Origin of the sequence: Paractinoplanes rishiriensis (genome assembly GCF_016862375.1) — a bacterium.
GTDB classification, from domain to species: Bacteria; Actinomycetota; Actinomycetes; order Mycobacteriales; family Micromonosporaceae; genus Actinoplanes; species Actinoplanes rishiriensis.
Map to the genome: position 1 here is coordinate 104,200 of NZ_BOMV01000048.1, position 21,096 is coordinate 125,295.

General features: G+C 69.8%; 16 protein-coding genes. 6 read left to right on the forward strand and 10 right to left on the reverse strand.

All coding sequences use genetic code 11. From position 1 onward, the window contains the following. Positions 1–405: 405 nt before the first annotated feature. On the reverse strand, positions 406–1,011 hold the full coding sequence (locus tag Ari01nite_RS20225) for a winged helix-turn-helix domain-containing protein (protein WP_203782825.1): 606 nt from the start codon (positions 1,009–1,011) through the stop codon (positions 406–408). Positions 1,012–1,080: 69 nt separating this feature from the next. Here Ari01nite_RS20225 and Ari01nite_RS20230 point away from each other — a divergent pair, with 69 nt between their 5' ends. Both Ari01nite_RS20230 and Ari01nite_RS20235 read left to right on the forward strand, forming a co-directional pair. Then, a complete protein-coding gene (locus tag Ari01nite_RS20230) occupies positions 1,081–2,457 on the forward strand; it encodes an alpha/beta hydrolase family protein (protein WP_203782826.1) in 1,377 nt (458 codons plus the stop codon). 233 nt (positions 2,458–2,690) lie between these two features. Beyond that, positions 2,691–2,894, forward strand: coding sequence for a cold-shock protein (locus Ari01nite_RS20235; RefSeq protein ID WP_203782827.1), 204 nt, complete (start codon positions 2,691–2,693; stop codon positions 2,892–2,894). Positions 2,895–2,991: 97 nt separating this feature from the next. Here the strand turns inward: Ari01nite_RS20235 and Ari01nite_RS20240 are convergent, their stop codons facing one another. Together Ari01nite_RS20240 and Ari01nite_RS20245 are read right to left on the reverse strand one after the other, a co-directional pair. After that, complete coding sequence (locus Ari01nite_RS20240) at positions 2,992–3,252, reverse strand: hypothetical protein (protein WP_203782828.1); 261 nt, start codon at positions 3,250–3,252, stop codon at positions 2,992–2,994. Positions 3,253–3,344: 92 nt separating this feature from the next. Then, on the reverse strand, positions 3,345–4,883 hold the full coding sequence (locus tag Ari01nite_RS20245; protein ID WP_203782829.1) for an ATP-binding protein: 1,539 nt from the start codon (positions 4,881–4,883) through the stop codon (positions 3,345–3,347). A gap of 728 nt (positions 4,884–5,611) precedes the next feature. Here Ari01nite_RS20245 and Ari01nite_RS20250 point away from each other — a divergent pair. Beyond that, positions 5,612–5,941: a MerR family transcriptional regulator gene (locus Ari01nite_RS20250; RefSeq protein WP_203782830.1), complete on the forward strand. Its 330-nt coding sequence runs from the start codon at positions 5,612–5,614 to the stop codon at positions 5,939–5,941. On the opposite strand, the gene Ari01nite_RS20255 is transcribed toward Ari01nite_RS20250, so the two are convergent. Genes Ari01nite_RS20255 through Ari01nite_RS20265 form a run of 3 tightly spaced genes read right to left on the reverse strand, consistent with a single transcriptional unit; the run spans position 5,942 to position 9,864 of the window. Continuing rightward, entirely contained in the window at positions 5,942–6,403 is a 462-nt protein-coding gene (locus tag Ari01nite_RS20255) for a DUF3291 domain-containing protein (RefSeq protein ID WP_203782831.1), read from the reverse strand. Positions 6,404–6,443: 40 nt separating this feature from the next. Then, the gene (locus Ari01nite_RS20260) at positions 6,444–7,082 is read right to left on the reverse strand and encodes a helix-turn-helix transcriptional regulator (RefSeq protein WP_203782832.1); all 639 of its coding nucleotides are present in this window, start codon (positions 7,080–7,082) and stop codon (positions 6,444–6,446) included. 31 nt (positions 7,083–7,113) lie between these two features. Then, entirely contained in the window at positions 7,114–9,864 is a 2,751-nt protein-coding gene (locus Ari01nite_RS20265) for an AfsR/SARP family transcriptional regulator (RefSeq protein ID WP_239162873.1), read from the reverse strand. Between the two features lie 112 nt (positions 9,865–9,976). Here Ari01nite_RS20265 and Ari01nite_RS20270 point away from each other — a divergent pair, with 112 nt between their 5' ends. From Ari01nite_RS20270 to Ari01nite_RS20280, 3 genes are all read left to right on the forward strand, one after another. Beyond that, on the forward strand, positions 9,977–10,495 hold the full coding sequence (locus Ari01nite_RS20270; protein ID WP_203782834.1) for a DUF2690 domain-containing protein: 519 nt from the start codon (positions 9,977–9,979) through the stop codon (positions 10,493–10,495). A 227-nt stretch (positions 10,496–10,722) separates the two neighbouring features. Further along, positions 10,723–13,716, forward strand: coding sequence for an FxSxx-COOH system tetratricopeptide repeat protein (gene fxsT / locus Ari01nite_RS20275; protein WP_369076771.1), 2,994 nt, complete (start codon positions 10,723–10,725; stop codon positions 13,714–13,716). A 404-nt stretch (positions 13,717–14,120) separates the two neighbouring features. Further along, positions 14,121–14,384, forward strand: coding sequence for a hypothetical protein (locus tag Ari01nite_RS20280; protein ID WP_203782836.1), 264 nt, complete (start codon positions 14,121–14,123; stop codon positions 14,382–14,384). Positions 14,385–14,504: 120 nt separating this feature from the next. Here the strand turns inward: Ari01nite_RS20280 and Ari01nite_RS20285 are convergent, their stop codons facing one another. The 4 genes from Ari01nite_RS20285 to fxsT (Ari01nite_RS20300) all read right to left on the reverse strand — a co-directional run bounded on the left by Ari01nite_RS20285 (position 14,505) and on the right by fxsT (Ari01nite_RS20300) (position 20,620). Continuing rightward, on the reverse strand, positions 14,505–14,687 hold the full coding sequence (locus tag Ari01nite_RS20285) for a hypothetical protein (RefSeq protein WP_203782837.1): 183 nt from the start codon (positions 14,685–14,687) through the stop codon (positions 14,505–14,507). A gap of 584 nt (positions 14,688–15,271) precedes the next feature. Beyond that, positions 15,272–16,492, reverse strand: a complete 1,221-nt coding sequence (locus Ari01nite_RS20290; protein WP_203782838.1) for an HEXXH motif domain-containing protein — start codon at positions 16,490–16,492, stop codon at positions 15,272–15,274. Then, positions 16,489–17,721 (reverse strand): FxsB family cyclophane-forming radical SAM/SPASM peptide maturase, encoded by a 1,233-nt coding sequence (locus Ari01nite_RS20295; RefSeq protein WP_203782839.1) that lies wholly within the window; start codon positions 17,719–17,721, stop codon positions 16,489–16,491. The genes Ari01nite_RS20290 and Ari01nite_RS20295 overlap by 4 nt, the downstream gene beginning before the upstream one ends. A 55-nt stretch (positions 17,722–17,776) precedes the next feature. Then, entirely contained in the window at positions 17,777–20,620 is a 2,844-nt protein-coding gene (fxsT, locus tag Ari01nite_RS20300) for an FxSxx-COOH system tetratricopeptide repeat protein (protein ID WP_203782840.1), read from the reverse strand. Positions 20,621–21,096 lie beyond the last annotated feature (476 nt).

Below are 21,096 nucleotides of genomic sequence, written 5' to 3' on the forward strand. Positions count from 1 at the left end.
CAACGACGCCCTCTACACCCTCACCATCGGCGGCCGGCGCTCGACCACAACGGAGGACCATCCTTTCTGGAACGCGCCGACGCCCTCGACAAGGGTGACGCTCTCCTGACGCCGGACGGTGCCCACGCCAGGTCGTCGGCTTCATCCTCGCAACTCAGTGGTCGTGTTCATGCCGGCGCCGCTCGACGGCGCTGAGCGCCACACCCAGGCGTGGACCAGCCGCGATTGCGTCGCGCACGCGGTCGAGGCGGGTCGAGGCGGTCGCTCTACCATAGGGCCGCCAGCTCGTCGCATTAGCGAACGGCGGCCCGCAACGTGCCCGGCTGCCGCACGATCGTGCGCAGACACCACATGTGCGTGGTTTCCAGCGCATCGGTGACGCCACAATCGTCCTGCCCGCCGGCGTTAGTTGTCGCCGTCGGTCGGCCTGGTCGCGGCGGCATCCTCGTCGACGTCGGGAAAGGCTAGGAACCGCAGTAGCACCTGCCGGGCCCCGTCTGCAGGCTCCCGCGTCTCGTCGGCGTAGCGCTGGAAAAGCGCCATGTAGTCGTTCCAAAACCGCAGCAGTTCCTCGGGCGTGAGCCGTAGCGCGCCGCGGGCGAAGAGGAGCGCGTCGCCCCACTCGCCCAGTGTGTCGCGCCGCTGCTGGAAGTGGGTGAACGCCTCGACGTCGGCGGCCACCTCCAGCCGTCCCAGCTCGGCGAACGCGTCGCGGGCGGCTGCGCTCATGTGACTGCGCCGCCCGAAGCGGATGTCCTGCCTCGGCGCCTCCCACCAACGCTCCCGCCCGTTGCCCCGCTCCGGCAGCTCCTGCACGAAACCGTGCTCGGCCAGGCGTCGCAGGTGGTAGCTGGTGGTGCCGGTGCTCTCGGCGAGCGCCCGCGCCAGGGAGGTCGACGTCGCCGGCCCGTCGCGCCGCAGCCGCCTGAGGATCTGCTGCCGGATCGGGTGCCCGAGCGCCTTCAGGGCGGCGGGATCGGTGAGTTCTCGGGGTTCTCCCTGATCCGCCATCGCGCTCACGATAGCAGAATCATATTTGCAAAGAAGTCTCTGCAAATATTCCTCTGTGGAAGGACGGCCATGTTGCCCATCGGAGTGGCACTCGCGGCATTGACGCTGGCGCTGGCGCCCGCCGTGCCCGCCCGTTCGCCGGATGCACCAGGCGTCGCGGAGGTCGCGCTGAGCGTCCCGACCAGCGACGGGCTCACGCTCGCGGCGACGCTGTACGTCCCCGAGCAGGCCGCGTCGGGCAGGCCCGGCCTGGTCCTCGTGCACGGCGCCGGGCCCGGCCCGCGCGAGAAGTACCGGGCGGAGGCCGTCGCGTTTGCGCGGGCGGGCATCGCGACGCTCGCCTACGACAAACGCACCGCCGGCTACTCGCTCATGCAGCGCTCTTACAAACAGCTCGCAGATGACGCCGCCGCAGCGGCCGCGGTGCTGCGCGGACGGCCCGAGGTGGCCCCGTCCGCCGTCGGGATCTGGGGGTTCAGCGAAGGCGGCTGGGTTGCCCCGCTCGCCGCCTCCCGGGCACCCGAAACCGCGTTCGTCGTGGTCGTCGGCGCCAACGCGGTGGCACCGCTGCGCCAGCAGACCTGGGCCGACGTGGCCAAGATGCACCACGCCGGCGTCGAGGGCTCGCTCGTCGACGCGAGCACACGCACGTTCTACCGGATGATCTCCGGCCTCGGGATGTTCCCCGAGCCGTACCACGACCCGGCGCCGCCGATGCGGGCGCTGACCGTGCCCCTGCTCGGCGTCTGGGGTGCGAAAGACCGGCTGACGCCGCCGGTCGAGAGCGTCGCCGGCTTCCGGGCTGCGCTCGATGCCGGCGGGAACCGGCATTACACCCTGCGCACCTTCGCCGACGCCGAACATTCTGTGCGGACGACGGCCACCGGGTTCGACAAGGGCACCGATTTCGCGCCGGGCTATATCGAACTCGTGACGTCCTGGGTCGTGGCCGTCGCGGCGGGCGCCGCCCCGCCGAGTTCCGTGGCGGGCACCGGAGACCAGCCGAGCCCGACCACCGAGGTGCCGCCGCTGGCCTGGTACGAGTCGGCGTGGGTGCAGATGGGCATGCTCGTCGTGATGCTTGCCGGGTTCGGCGGGTTCTGGCTGGTCACCGGATGGCGTGCGGTGCGCCGCCGGGGATCGGCGGCCCCGCGCTCGGCCAAGCTGCTTGCTGGCGCGGGCCTCATCGCGATGCTCGGCGGCCTCTCCTACCTCGGCTTCGTGCAGGCGACGCGCGGCCGCACCTTCGACCCGGGCCCGATGCTGGCCGGCCGCCCGGTCTCATGGCTGATGCTGCAGGCGGTGGCCGTCGTCGCCGTCCTCGCGACGCTCGTGCTCGGTGTCCACTACTGGCGCGACCGGCGCGACGGCGTTCTCCTGCTCCCGCTAACGGCTGGAGTGCTCTTCGTCCCGTGGGCCGTGTACTGGGGGCTGCTCCTGCCCTAGGTCAATTCAAGCGGTCTGCGTGCTGATGCGCCGTCAGCCAACGCGTCCGACGCGGCTGTGCTATGTTGGTCGCGTTGCAGTTTTGATTTCCGTAGACGTTTTCGGCGCCTGATGGGTTATCACTACCCGTACAGGCGCTTTTCGTTTTTCGTGTCGGTTCCGACGCGGGTGATCAACGCGGCGGCGAAAGAGTCCGTACGGTGCGGACTCTGACAGCCTGCGAAGGAGCAGACATGGCTACCGGTACCGTGAAGTGGTTCAACGGCGACAAGGGCTTCGGCTTCATCAGCCAGGATGGCGGCGGCGCCGACGTTTTCGCCCATTTCTCGGCGATTTCCGCGAGCGGCTTCCGCAGCCTCGAGGAAAACCAGCGCGTGGAGTTCGACATCGCCCAGGGCCAGAAGGGCCTGCAGGCGGAAAACATCCGCGTGATCTGATTCACTTTCTGCCGAACGGCGACCCGACTGGTTCAGCGGGCCGCCGTTTCGGCATTTCCGGCGAGCTGTTGGAGATCTGCAGCGGCCGACGGTCACATCAGCGTCGCCGGTCAACACCTCGTCCAGGCGCAGCGCGAAACACGGTGGCCGCGGGTCGCCGCGCCGCGTCTCGATCCGGGGCCGGCGCATCGGCTGGTTCTGACTCAGGTTCGTGCACGCGCTGATGCAGCCCGTCAGCCTTTTCCCGCAGCTGCCGCAGGGTGACCTCGTCGCGCTCGCCGACCAGTTCCACCTCGATGCGGCAAAACTGATCACAAGGGTATTCGACGACGAACGTCGCCTGCGGGCCGACGGTCATCGCACGCCCCGGTCGCTGCCACCCGAAAAGCATGCACCGTGGCGTTCGAGAGAGCTTCGCATAGCGCCATCGTAGTAGCGGACGGGACCGGACTAGCTGCGGTGGGACGGGTTGCGAGGTAATTCGACACGGATGGTCGTACCGGGACGACCGTCCGCCGGGCTGATCGTGATGGTGCCGTGGTGGCGTTCGGCGATCAGTTTCGCGATGGCCAGTCCCAGGCCCGCGCCGGGAATGGCCAGGTCGGTGGCCACGGCGCCGCGGTAGAAGCGGTCGAACACGTGCGGGCGTTCGTGCTCCGGTATTCCCAGCCCGGTGTCGGTGACGTCGACAACGGCGGTCGTGTCATTCCCGGAGACGGTCACGCTGACGGCACCGCCCCGCGGGGTGTAGGTGATCGCGTTGTCCAGAAGCTCGGTCGTCAGCTGGGTGAGCCGGCGCGCGTCACCCTGCATGGGCATGCGAGCCGGGGTGGTCTGGGTGAGCCTGATGTCTTTGGCCCGGGCGTGTTCCTCGGCGGCACAGCTGGCGCTGGTGACGACGGTGATCAGGTCGATGTCGGCGACCGTGAGCTCGGTGCGGCCGGCGTCGAGGGCGGACAGGTCCAGTAGGGCCTCGACCAGGCGTCGCAGCCGTTCGCTGCCGCGCCGGGCCGCGTCGATCATCGGGAACAGGTCGGCGGCGGGGGCGTCAGGTTCGGTGGCGCTCATCAGCTCGAGGTAGGAGGCGATGATCGTTACCGGGGTGCGGAGTTCGTGGCCGACCAGGTTGAGATATTCGTCCTTGGCGCGGCTGAGCATCTGCTGGAGGTGTTCGGCGTGGCGGGCCTCGGTGATGTCGTGGAAGACCGCGACGGCGCCGAGGCGTCCGCCCTGCCGGTCGGTGATCGGGTGGGCGTTGACTCGCACCAGGCGGCGGCCGTCACGGGTGTGCAGCGCGAACTCGGTACGGCGAACGTCGGTGCCGTACAGCGCTCGCCGGAGAGGCATTTGAGCTCGGTCGACCGGGTTGCCGTCCGGGGTGGTGATCGGTAGCCACGCGGCCCATTTCTCGAGGTCGGTCACCTCCGCGGGCAGGTTGAGGCGCTCGCGCAGGGAGCGGTTGACCAGCACGAGCCGCTCGTCGGCGGCGCAGGCGGCGACGCCGGTGTCGAGGCTGTCCAGCATCGTGTCCAGGTAGCGGCGCTGCTGGTGTTCGGCTTCGTGGGCGCGTTGTTCGGCGACGAACGCGGCACACGCCTGGGCGCCGTTGTCCACGGCGGTCAGTTCGTCGGGTTGCCAGTGCCGGGTCTGGTAGTCCATGACGGCGCAGACGCCGACGATCTCTCCGGCCGGGTCGCGTACGGGAAACCCCGCGTAGGAGCGGATGCCCACGGCTCGCACCGGCGCGTCGGGCGGGACGCGGTCGTCGGCCTCCACGTCGCTGATCACCAAGGGGAAGCCGGTCCGCAGGAGCAGTCCCGCCAAGGTGGACGACATCGGCACCTGCTGCATCGGCTCGAAGCCCGGCGGCAGGTTGTGCCCACCGATCAGTCGCATGTTGCGGCCTTCAGCCAGGTGGATCATCGCGCACGCCGCTCGTGCCCCGCCCTCGGTCAACGCGGCCAGGCGGTCCGCAGCGACTCGCGACATGCCCCCAGGGGTCATCTCCATCACCGGCGCAGGGACCTCTGCCGACACTGGTTCGTCGATCAGGACGCCGCGCTCGGGTACTGGACGGAAGTCCATCTCCTCAGTGTCACCTCCGCTGCTGCGCTAGGAGCATGGAACATGCAAGTCGAAGAAATCGGGAGCTCGGCACCAGGCCGAGAAAATCTATGGCCAAGTCACTAGACTTTCTCGCCAGGACCGATTAATGTTCCTGGTGTTGACAACGAGATCGTGTGGAGACGCCGACGAGAGTGACCGAGCGTCAAGCAGGGCCCGGACCCATGTCGCGGGCTCGCTCGGCACGCTGAGAGGTTAAGACCCTGCCTGGCAGGGGGCCTGTCGCACGTGTTCGAGGCCATGAAGTTGCGTGGGGCTTCGACACCGACGGGCAGCACCGCAAGACCGCAGCACTGCAAGACCGCAGTACAAGAGCACGACAGCACGACAGATGTTGGAAGCAGAGGAAAGGGAGGGCTAGACACCGTTGGATCGCCCGCTTTCAGGACGCAGTTCCGGCCCTGGGCGGTCACCGCAGTTTCCATCGAACGAGAGGTGGTCTCCGGTCACGCTTAAGCGATCCTCGCACCGCATGCCGATCGCGGCTGGTGCGGATATGACAACCCGACGAACTTGTCGGTAGATGGTGTATTAACCCGTAGCCCTGGGCCCCGGCGCTTCTGCGCCGGGGCCCTCGTCATGGAGAGATGTGTATGGCGCAACCCGATGACATGTTTGGCGACGACGACTATCCGGCCTACACGATGGGCCGTGCCGCGGAAATCACCGGCGCCTCGCAGGATTTCCTGCGCCGGCTCGACGAGGCAAAACTGATCACCCCGTTCCGATCGGGCGGCGGGCACCGCCGCTACTCCCGTTACCAGCTGCGCCTCGCCGCGAGGGCCCGGGAGATGGTCGAGCGCGGCACCGCGCTGGAAGCCGCCTGCCGGATCATCATCCTCGAGGACCAACTGGAAGAAGCCCTCCGGCAGAACGAGGACTACCGACGCGGGCAGGAAAGCCGGCAAGAAAACGGCGCCTGATCAGCGCCGGCTGAGCTGCGGCGCCGGAAAGATCTCGCGCAGGTGGAACGCCTCCGGCGTGGGGCCGTCGGCCTCCAGGCGGCCCAGCCGGGAGATGGCCTGCCGCAGCGTCGGCAGCCTGCCGGCCGGGATCCACCACAGGACCAGCGACGCGTGGTGGCCGTGCGGGACGAACCATTCCCGCCGGCGCCGCAGGTAATCGAGGTGATCGGACTGGTAGGCGTACGCCCGCAGGTGTTCGGGGGATTCCCAGACCGACAGGGTGTAGATCCGGCTCGGGTCGGTGGGTGCGGCGATCGTGCCGTCGCCGTTTTCGTCGGTCAGGCGCCAGACGAAGCCCGGTGAGCGGTCGGCCAGGGCGTTCATCAGGGCGATGCCCTCGGCGAAATCGGTCATCGAGGGGTCTTCCAGCGGGGCTCGGAGGCGGGCGGTGTTCATCTGGGCCAGGTGGAAGTCGCTCATCGGCTCAGCTCACCAGCCCTCCGGTCTATTGTCAATGGGATTACTTTTTAGAGAGCGTCACGCAGCAGCGGCCCGACGCCGCCTCGATCCGGGCGGCCCAGGTGTCGTCCAGACCGGCGCCGTCCAGCAGGCCCGCGATCATGGCCAGGTTCATGCCGCAGATCAGAGGCGGGAACTGCTCCGCCAGCAGGTGGAACGGGCAGTTGCGCAGCTCGATCCGGTCGGGGCCGGCCGCCACCGGTGCGTAGCCCCGCCCGGCCAGCAACTCGGTCACCTCGGGGCAGGCCGGCGTGCGGCGGCCGTGCCGCCGCGCCACCTTGTAGAGGGTCTCCTCGGCGCCGGCCTGCTCGATCGCCTCGGCGAGCAATTCGGCGGCCGACCGATAGGCGCGCGGCGGCACGCTCACCGCGTGCTCCGCCGCGGCGACCTGGTAGAGCTTGGCGGGCCGGCCGGCGCCGGGGCCGGTCTTTCCGGACCTTCGGGCGTACGAGACCTCGAGCAGCCCCGCCGCCACCAGTTTGTCCAGGTGGAACGCGGCGAGCGTGCGTCCGACGCCGAGCGTCTCGGCTACCTGGTCGCGCCCGACCGGTCCGGCGCCGTCCGCGACCACCTGGTACGCCTGCCGTCGCACCCGGTCGGTGAGGCTGGCCAGGGCGTCGAGGTCGTCGAGGTTCTGCACTTCCCCATCGTATTGCCAACGAGGCTTGTTGCTAGAAGCTGGACCTCAGCTTGACGTGGATGTCGGTGGCGCCCTGCTGGTCCTGTTCGTCGAGGATGTCCACCGCCGCCTGCCACGCCACCCGGGCCGCCTTGGCGTCGCCCGCCGCGTCGTGGGTGTCGCCAAGGCGGTCCAGGGTGTCCGCCTCGCCGCGCCGGTCGCCGAGCCGGCGGTAGAGGTCGATGGCCCGGCCGTAGTCGGCGATCGCATCCGGGTATTCGCCCAGGTGGTGCCGGGCGTAGCCGAGGCTGTCCCAGGTCGCGGCCGCGCCGGGCAGGTTGCCGATCTCCTCGTCCAGGACCAGGGCCTGCTTGCAGATGGTCAGCGCCGACTCGTGCTCGCCGCGCTGGATGTGGCACCAGGCGGCGGCGCTCAGGGCGTCCGCCTCGCCGGCTCGGCGGCCGTTGGCGCGGTACAGGGCGATCGCCTGGCCCAGGCTGTCCAGCGCCGTGTCGTACTCGCCCTGTTCGGCATAGCTGTGCGCCAGCGTCATGTGCGCGAACGCGGCGAGAGGGCCGGCGCCCAGTTCACCGGCCAGCGCGATGGTCTGCCGCAGGTGCGTACGGGCCTCGTCGAGACGGCCGAGCCGGATCGCCGCGGTGGCCAGGAACCGGTGCCCGTGCACCTGGCCGGTCCGGTCGTCCGCGTCGCGGGCGGCCGCCAGACCGATCTGCTGTGCCGCGAACCATTCCTGCCAGTGGCCCTGGCGTTCCATGAAGGTGGCCAGCGCCCAGACGAGCTGCCAGGAGTGCACGGGAAGCCCGATCGCGGCGGCCTGTTCCACCGCGGCGAGCAGCACCGCGCGCTCGGCGACGAACCAGGTCAGGGCTTCGGCGTGGTCCGTGAAGCGTTCCGCCGTCACGCCGGGGTCGGCCGCCACCAGCGCGATCTGATTCCGGTGGCGATTGAGCAGCATGGTGGCCGCGCTTGCCGAGTGCAGGAGATGACCGAGTACGCGGCGCTGCGCCGCGAGCCGGTCGGCCGGGGCGTCCAGCGACCCCGAAAGCTCGGTCGCATAGGCGCGCAGCAGGTCGTGCATCGCGTACCTGGCCTGGGAATGCTCAGCCACGAGATGAGCGCGAGTGAGCTCCACCAGCAGTGGCCGCACCTCGCTCGTCGGAACGCCGGCCAGACTGGCCGCGGCGGCGAGCGAGAGATCGGGGCCGGCCCGCAGCCCGAGCAGGCGGAACAGCCGGCCGGCCGCGGGACTGAGGATGCGGTACGACCAGGAGAACACCGCGCGGACGTCGGCCACCCGCTCGCCGCCGTCGAACGCGTCGAGCCCACCCAGGTCCGCGGCGAGCACGCCCAGCGACCGGACCGGGTTGGTGACCGCGCGGGCCGCCACGATCGCCAGGGCCAGCGGCAGTCGCGCGCAGGACGCGGCGATGCGGTCCACGGCTTCCGGCTCGGCCGCGGCGCGAGTCGTGCCCAGCCGGCCGGCGAGCAGTTCCCGGGCCTCGTCCGCCGGCAGCAGGTCGAGCGGCACCGGGTGCGCGCCCTCGATGGCGACCAGCCCGGACAGCTGGTCGCGGCTGGTCACCACGACCAGGCAGCCGGGCGTGCCGGGCAGCAGCGGGCGGACCTGCTCGGCCTCCCGGGCGTTGTCCAGCACCACCAGCACCCGGCGGCCGGCGAACATGCTGCGGTACAGGCTTTCCTGCGCGGCCGGCGAGCTCGGGATCCGCTGCGGCGGCACCTGCCAGCCGTCCAGGAAGGCGCGGACCGCCTCGGCCGGCCGCATCGCCGAGCCGCCCGGGTCGAAGCCGCGCAGGTTCAGATAGAGCTGCCCGTCCGGGAAACGCGCGGCGACCTGATGGGCCCAGTGCACGGCCAGCGCGGTCTTGCCCACGCCCGCGGTGCCGGACACCACGCAGATCGGCACGGCGGGTGGCGTGCTGCCGGCCAGGACCGCGTTCAGCTCGGCCAGCGCCTCGGTGCGGCCGGTGAACCCCCGCACGCCTACCGGCAGCTGGGCGGGCACGTCGGCCCGGGGCTTCGCCGGCGACTCCAGGTCGCCGCGGAGGATCGCCTGGTGCAGTTGCCGCAGCTCAGTGCCCGGATCGGTGCCCAGCTCCTCGGCCAGCTGCTGCCGGACGGTCGTGTAGTGGTCGAGTGCCTCCGCCGCGCGCCCGGCCGCGTACTGTGCCCGCATCAAGGCCGCTGCCAGCGGCTCCACCAGCGGATACTCGGTGACCAGCCCGCTCAGCCGGGCGATCACCGCGCCCGGGTTTCCGGCCCGGGTCTCGGCCGGTCCCCAGTCCACGACGGCGTCCAGCCACTGCTGCCGCCAGCTTTCCCGCATCCGGTCGGCCCAGGCTCCGGTGAGTCCGGCGAGAGGTTCGGAAGACCACAGATCCAATGCCGTACGCAGCAGCACTGCGCGCTCCGGATCGTCCGGGTCGAGCCGGCGTGCCCGGTCGACGAGGCGCTGGAACCGGTGCAGGTCGACGGTGTCCGGCTCGGTGTCGAGCAGGTAGCCGCCGGCCCCGCGCAGCAGCCGGACCGGTTCGGCACCGTCCGCCGCCGCCTCCAGCAACCGCCGGATCCGGGTGATGTGCGTGTGCAGCGTCCGGCGGGCCTGCGGCGGCGGCTGCCCGTCCCAGACCCGGTCGACCAGCGTGTCGACCGGCACCGCCCGCCCGGCGTCGACCACGAGGACGGCCAGCACCGCGAGCTGCTGCCGGCGCGCCGCCTGACCGCACACGAGGGTGTCAAGCGGGCCCAGAATCCGGAAATCCATCCTCACCCATCGATAGTTAACAAATGGTCAAGCGTTCGGCCCACACATCCGTCGCAAGGTTTACATCGGCGGAGCCACGGGGGTTCCGCCGACTCGTGAGGGGAACACCACCATGAAGTGGTTCCGCCTACCGCTCGCTCTGCTCAGTTGTCTCGCCATGGCCGGGGCCGCCGCCACCACCGTCGTCGTCGCCACGGCCGGCCCGGCCAGCGCCGCGACCTGCTCCGGCAACGGCTGCAACGGCACCGACCCGCAGGCCACCGGCTGCTCCGCGAACGCCATCACGCTGTCCTCGGCCCGCATGATCACCATCCGTACCGGCGACGACGTCGGCTCGATCGAGATGCGCTACAGCCGCACCTGCCGCACCCAGTGGATCCGGGTGACGAGCCGGATCACCGACTGCTCGGGCGACCCGTGCACGAACATGGCTCGCGTCCGGCGGCCCGCGGGCGCCGACGGCGGGGCGATCTCGTACCAGGACAACGGGCGGCCCAACTCGGGCGCGGTGAGCCAGTGGTCCCGGCAGGTCTACACCCCGAACACCCGATCGTGCGGGACGGGCGCGATCGATACCGGGAACGACACCGGTGTTCCCAACCGCGTGAACGGCGCGGAGATCTGCGGCTGACCGGCCGGGGGGGGGTCACGCCGGCCGGAGCCTGCCACGAGCGGGCCCCGGCCGGCGGCTGTCAGATTGTCCACAGTAGAGAATTGGACGGGTTACGCGAAAGGCCAGGTCAGGCGCATCCTTTCGGGTACCCGACCCGTTGTACCGCCGAGTAGTCACCGACCTGGACAAAAAGGAGAGCCTTTCAGGGGTTCCCTCAATCATGATCCAAATTGGATACTCATCGGGTGAAAGACTCGGCGCGAGTATCCGCTGAGGCCGGCCGCGACGCTTTGGCGCGCCTGTTGGCCGCAGTTCCAGCAGCCCAGTTGGCAGCCGTCGCGCGCGACATCTTCCCGTTCCTGCCACTCCCAGCGGCGTTCGACTGGACCGACGGCCGGGTCGTCGTTGACAAGATCGCCTCGCTGGACCCGCCGTTCACCGGCGTGCCCCCGCTGGTGGCCTATGCGACGCGCCTCTCGCACGAGGTCGGGCGGCTGGACGCGGTAGGCCTCGGGCGCTGGGCCGACGCGGCCGGGCGTGAGGCCGGCATGAGCGAGGAACGGGTCCGGCAGCTGTACGCCGAAACAAGTCCCGCGAGTCGAAGTCCCGATCCCGCCCTGTCCGCAACCGCAGAAGGTTATCCTACTAAAGGCCATAAAACGGACATAGATTCGCGGAGCGAGGACTTGGTGTCACCCCTCAGCACGATTTCCGGCTCCGCCACCGCTGCGGTGGAGCAGTCGGACTCCGGGCGCATCTGGGGCAACGTCCCACCGCGCAACCCGGACTTCACCGGCCGAGAGAGCCTTCTGCTCAACCTGCAGCGCTCCCTGGAGGCCAAATCCAAGGCGTCGGTGCTGCCGCACGCGCTGCACGGCTCGGGCGGGGTCGGCAAGACCCAGCTGGCCGTCGAGTTCGCGTACCGGTTCGGTGAGCGCTACGACCTGGTCTGGTGGATCCCGGCGGAGCAACAGACGCTGGTGCTGCAGTCACTGGCCGAACTCGGCCAGAAACTGCGCATCCCGGGCACCCAGGAGTTCACCCAGGCGGCCTCGCTGGTGATCGAGGCGCTGGCCCGCACCGACCTGCGCTGGCTGCTGGTCTTCGACAACGCGAACGACCCGAACGAGCTGGCACACCTGATCCCGTCGTCGGGCGGGCACGTGATCCTGACGTCGCGGAACCCGGCGTGGCTCGACGTCTGGGACGCGGTCAAGGTCGACGTCTTCGACCGGCCGGAGAGCATCGAGCTGGTTCAGCGCCGGGGCACCGACATCACCGATGCGGACGCCGACCGGCTGGCCGAAAAGCTCGGCGACCTGCCGCTGGCCCTCGACCAGGCGGCGTCCTGGCAGACCGCCACCGGGATGACCATCACCGAATACCTCGACCTGTTCGACCAGCACCACGGTGAGCTGGTCGCGCGCGGACGCGACATCAACTACCCGGTCAGCATCGCCGCGCTGGTCAAGCTGGCGCTGGAGCGGCTGCAACGGGACTCGCCGGCGCTCGCCCAGCTGCTCGAGATGTTTGCGGTGTTCGGTGCCGAGCCGGTCTCCGTCGGCCTGCTGCGCCGGGGCCGGCTCGGTGACATCGCCCCACCGCTCGGCCGTGCCCTGCGTGACTCGACCAGGCTCGACCGGATGGCTCGTGACCTGCGAAAATTCGGACTCGCCAAGGTCGACGTCGAAAACCGGATCCAGGTGCACCGCCTGCTGCAGGTGGCGCTGCGCGACGTCCTCGACGGCGAGCGGCTCAACCGGGCCCGGACGAACGTCCACCGGCTGCTCGGTGCGGCCAACCCCGGTGACCCGAACGTCGACAGCACCCTCGAGCTGCACGCCGAGATCGCCCCGCACGTCAACCCGTCGGGCCTGATCTACGCGGCCGAGGAGGACAGCCGCCGCATCGCCCTCGACCAGATCCGGTACCTCTGGATCATCGGTGACAACGAGGGTTCCCGCCGGTTGGGCGAGGCCGCGGTCAAGGCCTGGCGCGAACGGGCCGACCAGCCCGATCTCGGCCCGGACGGCGAGCTGACGCTGCTCGCGACCCGGCACCTGAGCACCACGCTGCTCTCCCTGGGCATCAACGACCGGGCGCGGGAGCTGGCGGAATCGACCCTGGACCGGCTCCGCAACAATCCGGACTTCGGACCGGACCACGAGCACACGCTCTGGACCGCGGCCACCGTCTCGGCGGCGCTGCGGGTGGCGGGCGAGTTCCAGAAGGCGCTCGAACTCGAACGCGAGAACGTCGAGCTGTACGTGGAGGTCTTCGGCGCCGAGGACGTCCAGACGCTGCGTAACCGGGGCAACCTCGCGGTCAACCTGCGCATGCTCAGCGACTTCCAGGGCGCCTTCGAGATCGACGAGGAGATCGTCCAGCGGCTCGACGAGACGCTGACCGAGCAGGCCCGTCCGCTGCTGTTCGCCCAGTCCAACCTCGTGCGCGACCTTTACGGCCTGGGCAAGTACGACGAGGCACTGGCGCTGCAGCGGCGCACTCTGCCGACGTACCGCCGGACGATGACCGACCGGCACCCGGAGGTCCTGCTCGCGACCCGCACCTTCGCCATGGCGCTCCGCAAGACCGGTAAGTACGACGAAGCCCTCCAGGTCGCGCGGGACAACTACCGCGACTGCGTGGCCCGGTACGGCGAGGCACACCAGCACGCGCTGGCCGCGACGATGACGTACGCCAACACGTTGCGTGTCGCCGGCAGCCTGAGCGAGGCCCGCGGCCTGGCGATGGACGCGCTGGCCCGATACCGCCGGACCTTCGGCGACCGGCACCCACTGACCCTGGTGGCGCAGGTCAACGCCGCGGTGATCCAGCGCAGCATGAAAAACCTGGCCGAGGCGCAAAAGCTCGACAGGGACGCGTACGAGGCCATGGCCGACATCCTGGGTGTCAACCACGGTTACACGCTGTGCGCGGCGAGCGGGCTGGCCAACGACCTGGCCCTCGTCGGCGATGTCCAGGGCGCCTACCGCTGGTCGAGCGAGACGTTGGGCATCTCCCAGCAGTCGCGCGGTCCGGACCACCCCTACACGCTGCTGTGCGCGGTAAACGCCGCCTTCGACCGGATCGAGGTCGGCGAGGCCGCGGAGGGCGAGGAAGACCTGGCCACGGCGGTCGAGGCGCTGGGCGAACTGCTCGGTGCCACTCACCCCGAGACCCTCGACGCCCGGATGGGCCGGCGCGCCGAGTGCGACATCGAGCCGCCGCCCACCTGACGGCCGTTCGCGACGTTCCCGCAGGCTGATCCGGCCTGCGGGACCTCATCGCGCCCGCTTCACGGGTCCGTAACGACGCTACGGACCCGTTCCATCGCTCAAGCGCTGCCGACTTCCAGGAATGCGGAAGCCGCCAGGCTGCCCTCTCGCGAAGCCGTCCCCACCTGCGCATATGCGGGTCGCGGACGAGCATGTGCGCTTCGCGGGGTTCCTGCCTCATGATCCATATTGGATAATTGGTTGAGGCGTCCAGCGGTGTGATCCGCCGCTGAGGTTGACCGCGACGCTTTGGCGCGCCAGCTCCCGATGGACGGGAGCGACCCCCCGGCCAGGAGGTCGCTCCCTGTCCGCACGAATCCATGACAAGGCCCGCAGAAGACCAGTCGACAAGATACGGACGGAATATGGGCACGGTATCGAAACAGGATGACCCGAGCCAAGGGAACGACCACAAGAGGCAGGTGGTCACCTTGGTGATCACCCTCGGTTTCGTGGTCCTCGTGGTGGTCGCGGGCACCGCGTTCGGGCTCAGCGGCACCGACATCGGCGCGATCCTCGCCGGAACGGGAGCCCTCCTCGCAGCCCTCATCGGCACCGGCATCCATCAGGGCCGGGGCGGCGGAAACGGCGCGCCGCGAGGGGCGACCGACGGGCGTGGTGACCGCTGAGGCGGACGACCTCCGCGTGCCGGCCCGTGCCGGCGGTGCAGGGCGTCACCGTGAAGCCGCCTACCCAGCGTTACCGAGGTAGGCGGCCGATCGGTCAGGCCCGGGGTGACCAGCCAGAAATCAGGGCGCGTTGCCGAACGCTGCGTATTTCTCGTCCTTCGCTGCTTCTTCGGTCACGCGGCGTACAGAATTCCCGAGGACGTCGCCGCTGTTATTCAGTAACTCTTGTAAAGATTCGGCGGAAACGTTGAGAAGCCGTGGGGAGTCGTTCGATTCCGGCGACGGTGGAACGTTTTCGGACATGCTGCCTCCACTGCCTTTGCGGCGACCAGCGGCTCAACACCCGACAACCTCGGCGACCTCGGCGAATGCCGGCGCGATGTGCCTCCCGACTGCGACGCAACCGCCGCCCGGAGACCTGGCGGCATCGCATCAGCGTGGCGACCCGTCCGACTCCGAACCCCACGATACTTTGACGTTCAGCTCTTTCCCACCCCTCGCCTGATCCGGTGTTTCGGTCGGATCCATAACGGGACTGCTGCTGTGCGCCGCGTAGTTCTGTGCCCCGTACGACGCCTCTTGCCGGACCCGCTCAACCGCCCTGTCGAACGCGGTGTCTTTACGGTCGATAAGGTTTTCCAGCGGGACGTCAAGTAGTCGCGGGAGTGCGGTCACCTCATCGTCGAGGGGACGGTCGGAAGATGACACGATGATCCTTTCCGAGCTCGGCGATCGCCCGTGCAGGCGACCGGACAACGAGGTCGTATGAAAGGCGTTCCGGCTCTGGGAATCCGGGACGCTCGATGTACACAGCTACGAAGAGGCCGACGTGCTAGATCACAAGGATGACGCACGTTTTGCTTCTGGTGTTGCCGCTTGGGTAACGATCAGCAGGGCCCGGCGCGCCCGGGGGTGACCGGCGCGTCGAGAAGCCGTCGCAATGAGGTACCCAGGACCTCCACGAACTCGGCGCCGGCCACGGTCAGCTCTCGTGAAGCCGCCAGTGACCGGTAGGCGACGCTTACCTGCTCGCGCAGTTCAGTGAACTGGGCGCACGCCACCTCGGCCAAGTCGGGCTCGGCGGCGAGGCGCCGCCACGCCTCGGCGACGTGCAGGAAGGCGAAGACTCCTTGGAAGAGCCCCGAGGTGGGTCGTTTGTCCTTCTTCCAAGGAGCGTGGTGCCGTTCGGTACCGCCCGGCCGGTAGAGCGGCTCGACGTCGATCACCGCGCTCAGCTTGGAGTGGGCGAACTCGTGCACGATCGTGACGGCGAAGTCCTCGGCTGAGGCCGGCCGGCTCACCCCCATGGCGCCGACCGACTCGCGGGCTGTCGCGCTGCGTGACGACCGGTCGCGCATGTCGGCAAGCGGCACCACGGCCCGTAACCCGAGCGCGATCTCGGTGGCGCGTTCCGGCAGGTACCGGCAGATCAGCTGCCAGGCGCGGTCGAACTGTTCCTGCCAGTAGGCGGCCTCGGCGTCGTCGAGCCGCTCGCTGGGGGGCGCGTGGTAGCCGTCGCGATACGGACTCGCGTCCTCAAGGCGTACCGAACACTCCTGTCCGCCGTGCCGGGCGCGCAACCGGCGCAGCGGCCACCACGTGACGCCCTCGACGAGGGCGGTGGCGACACCCGAGGCACTCGTCACCGTGAGGCCGCCCGAGGTGTCGATGCGGACCGGCCCGGACGCCTCGTCGTCGAGAACGGCCGTACCCAGGGTGGGCAGCACCATCCGGCCCCGGTGCGCCCAGCCGGTCACCCGGCAGCCGCGACCGGACTCCACGGCGGCGGCCGCGGCGAGGTTGCCCAGCTGGAGGAATTCCCCCGGACGAGATTTCTCCCGGCTTGTCCGGCTCAGCCACGCGCCGACCATCGGGTCGCCGATCAGCCGCGCGATCCGGTCCGGGTCGGCGTCCTGGCAGGCGGCCAGCACGGCCACCGCGGTGTCGCGCTCCGCCGGCTCGCCGAGCCAGCTTCTGACGATGTGGACGAGAAGCAGCAGGTGAATGCTGACCCGGCTGGCATTCAGCTCGGCGATCGCCGATACGTCACCGGCGCCGCCGGCCAGTGCCGCGAGCTGATCCGAGGTCAGGCGGTGGTAGTCGTTCACGCCGGATCGTGCGTGGGAAGCCGTTCCAGGTCGGCGATGACACACGTCCGGATGTGCCGAATCAGCTCGAGCATGTCAGCACAGTAGACGGAAGGGTTTCGGAACCCGCGTCCGGCTCGGTACCTGTGCGCGTAGTGACCGCCGCCACAAATCTCACGTGACGGGCAAGCGCGGCAGGTGTCGCCGAGCGCGGCCAGACCGATCTGGCGAGCCACGATACCCGGGTGGTCGAGCGCCGCGTCGAAGGAGTCGGTCAGCACGTTCAGTCCGGTGTCGCAGGCGCCCGGGAAGGCCGACTTGAGCGAGTCGACCTGCTCGATCGCGCCGTCCGTCTCGACCACGACGACCGCGACCGGGCTGAGACCGACCTGTTCGGACCGGCTCGTGCCGCCGAGGAGGAGCGCCAGCACGTCCTCGAACAGGCGGATGCCGACCTCCTGCCGCGGCGCCCGATACCACCGATCAAAAACGGCGATCAACCAATCGGCGTACGGGGTGGGCCCGGCGCCCGGCGGGCGGGCCGGCGGTGTCTGCCAGTTGGCGTGCGGCAACAGAAGGTCAAGTGTCGGCGGCCGGTAGTCGAGCAGCGCCTCGTAGGTGGCAATCGGATCGGTCGCCGGGTCGATCGTGCACAGCAACCCGGCGAACGAGTCGCGGTGTTCCTCGCCGGCGAGCAGACGCAGCGCGCGGTCCACGGCGTCGAAGCTGCCCCGCCCGTTGGCGTGGCGTCGCCGCCGGTCGTGATCGGCCCGGGCGCCGTCCAGGCTTACGCCGATCTCGACCCGGTGGTCCCGCAGCGCGTCCAGGGTGGCCCGGTCGAGCAGTACGCCGTTCGTCTGCATCTGGACCCGCAGATCGACACCGTCGCAGGCGGTCCGGAAGCCGGTGATCAGGGTCGCCAGCCGGTCCATCCCGGTGAGCAGCGGCTCCCCACCGTGTAGCACGAGCCGCATCCGGTCGAGCCGATGCGTGCGGGCGAACGCGCCCATCCGGTCGGCGGCCGCCCGCCAGACCGGCTCCGCCATGAACACCGGCTTGGTGCGCCAGGACTGGTCGGCCATCTCGTACACGTAGCAGTAGTCACAGGCCAGATTGCAGCGCTGATGGACCTTCAGCACCACGTCCCGGAAAGGGACCGGCGTGTGCCCGGCCGGGACGTCGAGCCCCCGGAACGGCCACTCGGATGCCCCGGTGACCAGGGGCAGCACCGAGGAACGTTCGGTGGGCATGATGTCCCTCTCTGGCCGTCGGCGTCCGATTAGAGCTTACGGGCGGCGGTCCATGCTAGAACGGCGGCGGCTCGATGTCGCACTCCCCACGTTCCCCCCGCGCCGCCGCCCGCACCTGCGGATGCTCCGGGCCCAGCGCCGTACGCAGAGCGTTGAGAGCGGGCTCGAGGAGCGCGTTGGCGCCCTGCGGGTCCTGCTCCCGGGTGATGATCCCCAGGTTGATCGCGCAGATGAGCATGTCGGGGTGCTGGTCGCGCTTGGCCGCGCGGGCGTTCTCCAGCGTGGTGCGCAGCAGCCGGGCGGCCCCCTCGACGTCGTTGTTCACCACCAGGTCGTTCGCGAGCCCGACCGCCGCGGCGTGCACGTACGGGTGGCTGACGCCGACCCCGTCCAGCAGCTGCCGGTACGCGGACTCGCAGGTGCGGCGGGCGGTGTTCCGCTCGCCCATCATCCGCAGGATGATCGCGTGGTTGACCGCGGCGGCCAGGGCCACCGGGTTGGTCTCACCGAACCGGGCGCGATAGGTGTTCACCGTGCGCAGGCTGGTGGTGTACGTGAGCAGAGGTGCATCGGGCAGCCGGGCGGCCACCGCAACCCGGACCGCGTTCGCGTACGACATCGCGGCGGCCAGGGTGTTGCCGTTCTCGGAGCCCCACTCGCCCTGGCAGATCAGGTGATGCTGCTGGCTGGCCTTCAGGGCCTCGGCGATCCGGCCGGCCTTACGCAGCGCGATCGCGGTCGTCCGCGCGGCCAGCATCACGCTCGGGTGCCGCTCGCCCAGCTGGTCGCGCATCGCCGGGAGCATGTCCTCCTGCAGCTGCAGCACCTGCTCGTACTTGCCGAGGCCGAACAGGTCGCGGGCCAGGTTGGAGATGGCGAAGTGGGTGCGGTAGTCGTTCTCGCCGTGCGCCTGCCGCCAGAGGCGTACCAGGTCCTCGTCGATCTCCCGAGCCTTGTCGAACTCGCCGATCGCGCGGTGGCACAGGGCCATGTTGCTCCGGGCGCGCAGCAGCTCGACGTTGTTCGCGCCGCGGGTCCGCTGGTAGTACTCGATGCGGTAGCGCTCCAGGTTGGCGGCCTTGCCGTAGCTGCCGAGAATCCGGCTCACCATGGCCACGCCGTTCGCGGTCCGGGCGGTCCGGTCGTTGTTGGCGCCGAACCTCTCGTGGTTGTTGAGCCGGGTCCAGGCCATGTCGTAGAGCCGTTCGGCCTCGGCGTAGCGACCGAGAGCGACCAGGTTGAGCGCGTACCGGTCGATGCAGGCGAAGGTCTCGTCGTCGTCCCAGACATCGCCGGGGCCGGCCCACGCGCGCCGGGCCTCCGCGGTCAGCCGCAGGCTGCCGTCGAAGTCGCCGAGCAGGTACAGGTACCGGATCTGGTCGAGCACGACCCGGCGCATCGGCCGAGCCGCGTTCTCCACCAGGCCGGTCGGACCGATGTGCTGGCCGATCTGGGCGTGCATCTCCCAGGTCAGCGGATCGTCGGGGTCGTGCGGGTTGGCGGCGACCAGCAGCCGGCGGGCGTTGTCGTAGGCGAGCTGCCGGTCCGGGCCGAGCAGCGAGTCGCGGACGACCAGCTGGACCAGCCGGTGTACCTGCACCTTCTGGCCGCCGTCGGCCGCGGTGAGCAGGCCGTACCGCTCGAGCAGCTGCAGCGCCGCCTCCAGCTGGGCGTCCTGGGCGAGCACCCGGCCCAGCGGCGGCGGGATGGAGTGCTCCGCCGCGGTACGCAGTAGGGCCGGCGAAACCGGCTCGGCGCTCAGGCAGGACAGCATCGCGAGCAGCTGGCCCGCACCCGCCGAGACCCGTTTCACCTCGTCGAACGCGAGGCCGAAGGCGCCGGCCACGGTCTCCGGGTAGTCCCGTGCCTGACCCTGGCTCAGCACCGCGGTGGCCTGGCGGTCGAGCCGTCGCAGGTATTCCGGCACCGAGACGTTGGTGGCCGCTCGCATCGCGGACGCCTGCTCGAGCGCCAGCGGCAGGTCGCCCAGCCGGTCGGCGAGCAGGTCGGCGTCGTCGAAGCTGATCCGGCTGTTGCGTTGCAGCAGGGCGATGCTGTCCTGCCGGGGCAGGACGCCGACCGGCACGGTGCGGCCGTACTCGTTCCAGCTGCCGTCGCGGGTCGTCACGATCACGGTGCCCCGGCCGGCGGTCGGCAGGAGTTCGCGGATCTGCTCCGGCCCGATCGCGTTGTCGTAGACCAGCAGCCAGCTGAACGAGGCGCTCTCCAGCGCACCGAGGAGGTTGAGCACGGTCTGCCCGATGTCGGACTGGCTGATCTCGACCGTCTCGGACAGGCGGTCGGCCAGCGCCGCCAGCGCCGAGCGGGTCCGCGCCACCTGCTCGGCGACGATCCACCAGACCACGTCGTAGTGGTGACCCTCGCGGTGCACGAACTCGGCGGCCAGGCTCGTCTTGCCGACACCGCTGAGGCCGTGCAGGATCATCGGCCGCCAGGACTCGGAGTCGGACTCCGAGTCGGACTCCGGCGCGGACTTCATGCGTTCGAGCAGGTCCTCGCGGCCGGTGAAGCCGGGTTTGCGGGGCGGCACCGAACCGTTCGGCAGTTCCGTCGGGTGCGGTGTCTCGGGCTCGACAGTGGCGACCGGGCTCGGCGGCGCGCTGGCCCGGCTCTCGTTCCACAGGGCGAGGAAGCGCTGCACCTCGGCCTGCGGGTCGGGACGGTGCGCGGCCATCTCGGCCAGCACCCGGACCACCGGCTCCACCTTGCTCCATTTCGGGGTGGCGGTGCCGCTCAGCAGACCGTTCACCGTTTCGTGGCTGACCTTCTCGGTCATCTCGTCCCGATCGCGGATTTCACCGCTGATCCGGCGGTACGACGGTTGACCGGCGGCCCGCCAGAGAATGCGTAACTGCGCAACGAGATCTTCATGCGGCACCTGTCACGCTCCCCATAAGTACGCCCGCCCGCCACGCCGGACCACCGCTCGTCAGCGGTTGCGAGGAGCGGATTGCCCGCCCTCGCCACTCCGTGCCAGAAACTGTCAAGTTCTGAAAAGCAGCATTCCACAAGAGAGCGTTCCGACGACAGCCCGTAAAGTTTCGGCAGTTAGCGATTAGGACGTCTCCGTTGACCGCCGTCGATCTTTGGTGGCGCTGATCACTTCGCTGGCCGGGCACGCTTCCTGCCGTCCCGACCAGGACTTTTCCCTCTGCTGCCGATCTTTCCGGCCGCCTTTTCGATCTCGGTTCGCAACAGAACCGGAGCGATTCCCAGAGCACCCTCGTTCGGCTCCTTCGGTACGTCCTGTGGTGGACGGACGGGGGGTCGCCGGGCCGGGAAGGGCCTGGTCTCCGGTACTGAACGCCCGGACACTCGTCCCCCGCAACCCCGCGATGTCGGCCAATCGGGCAA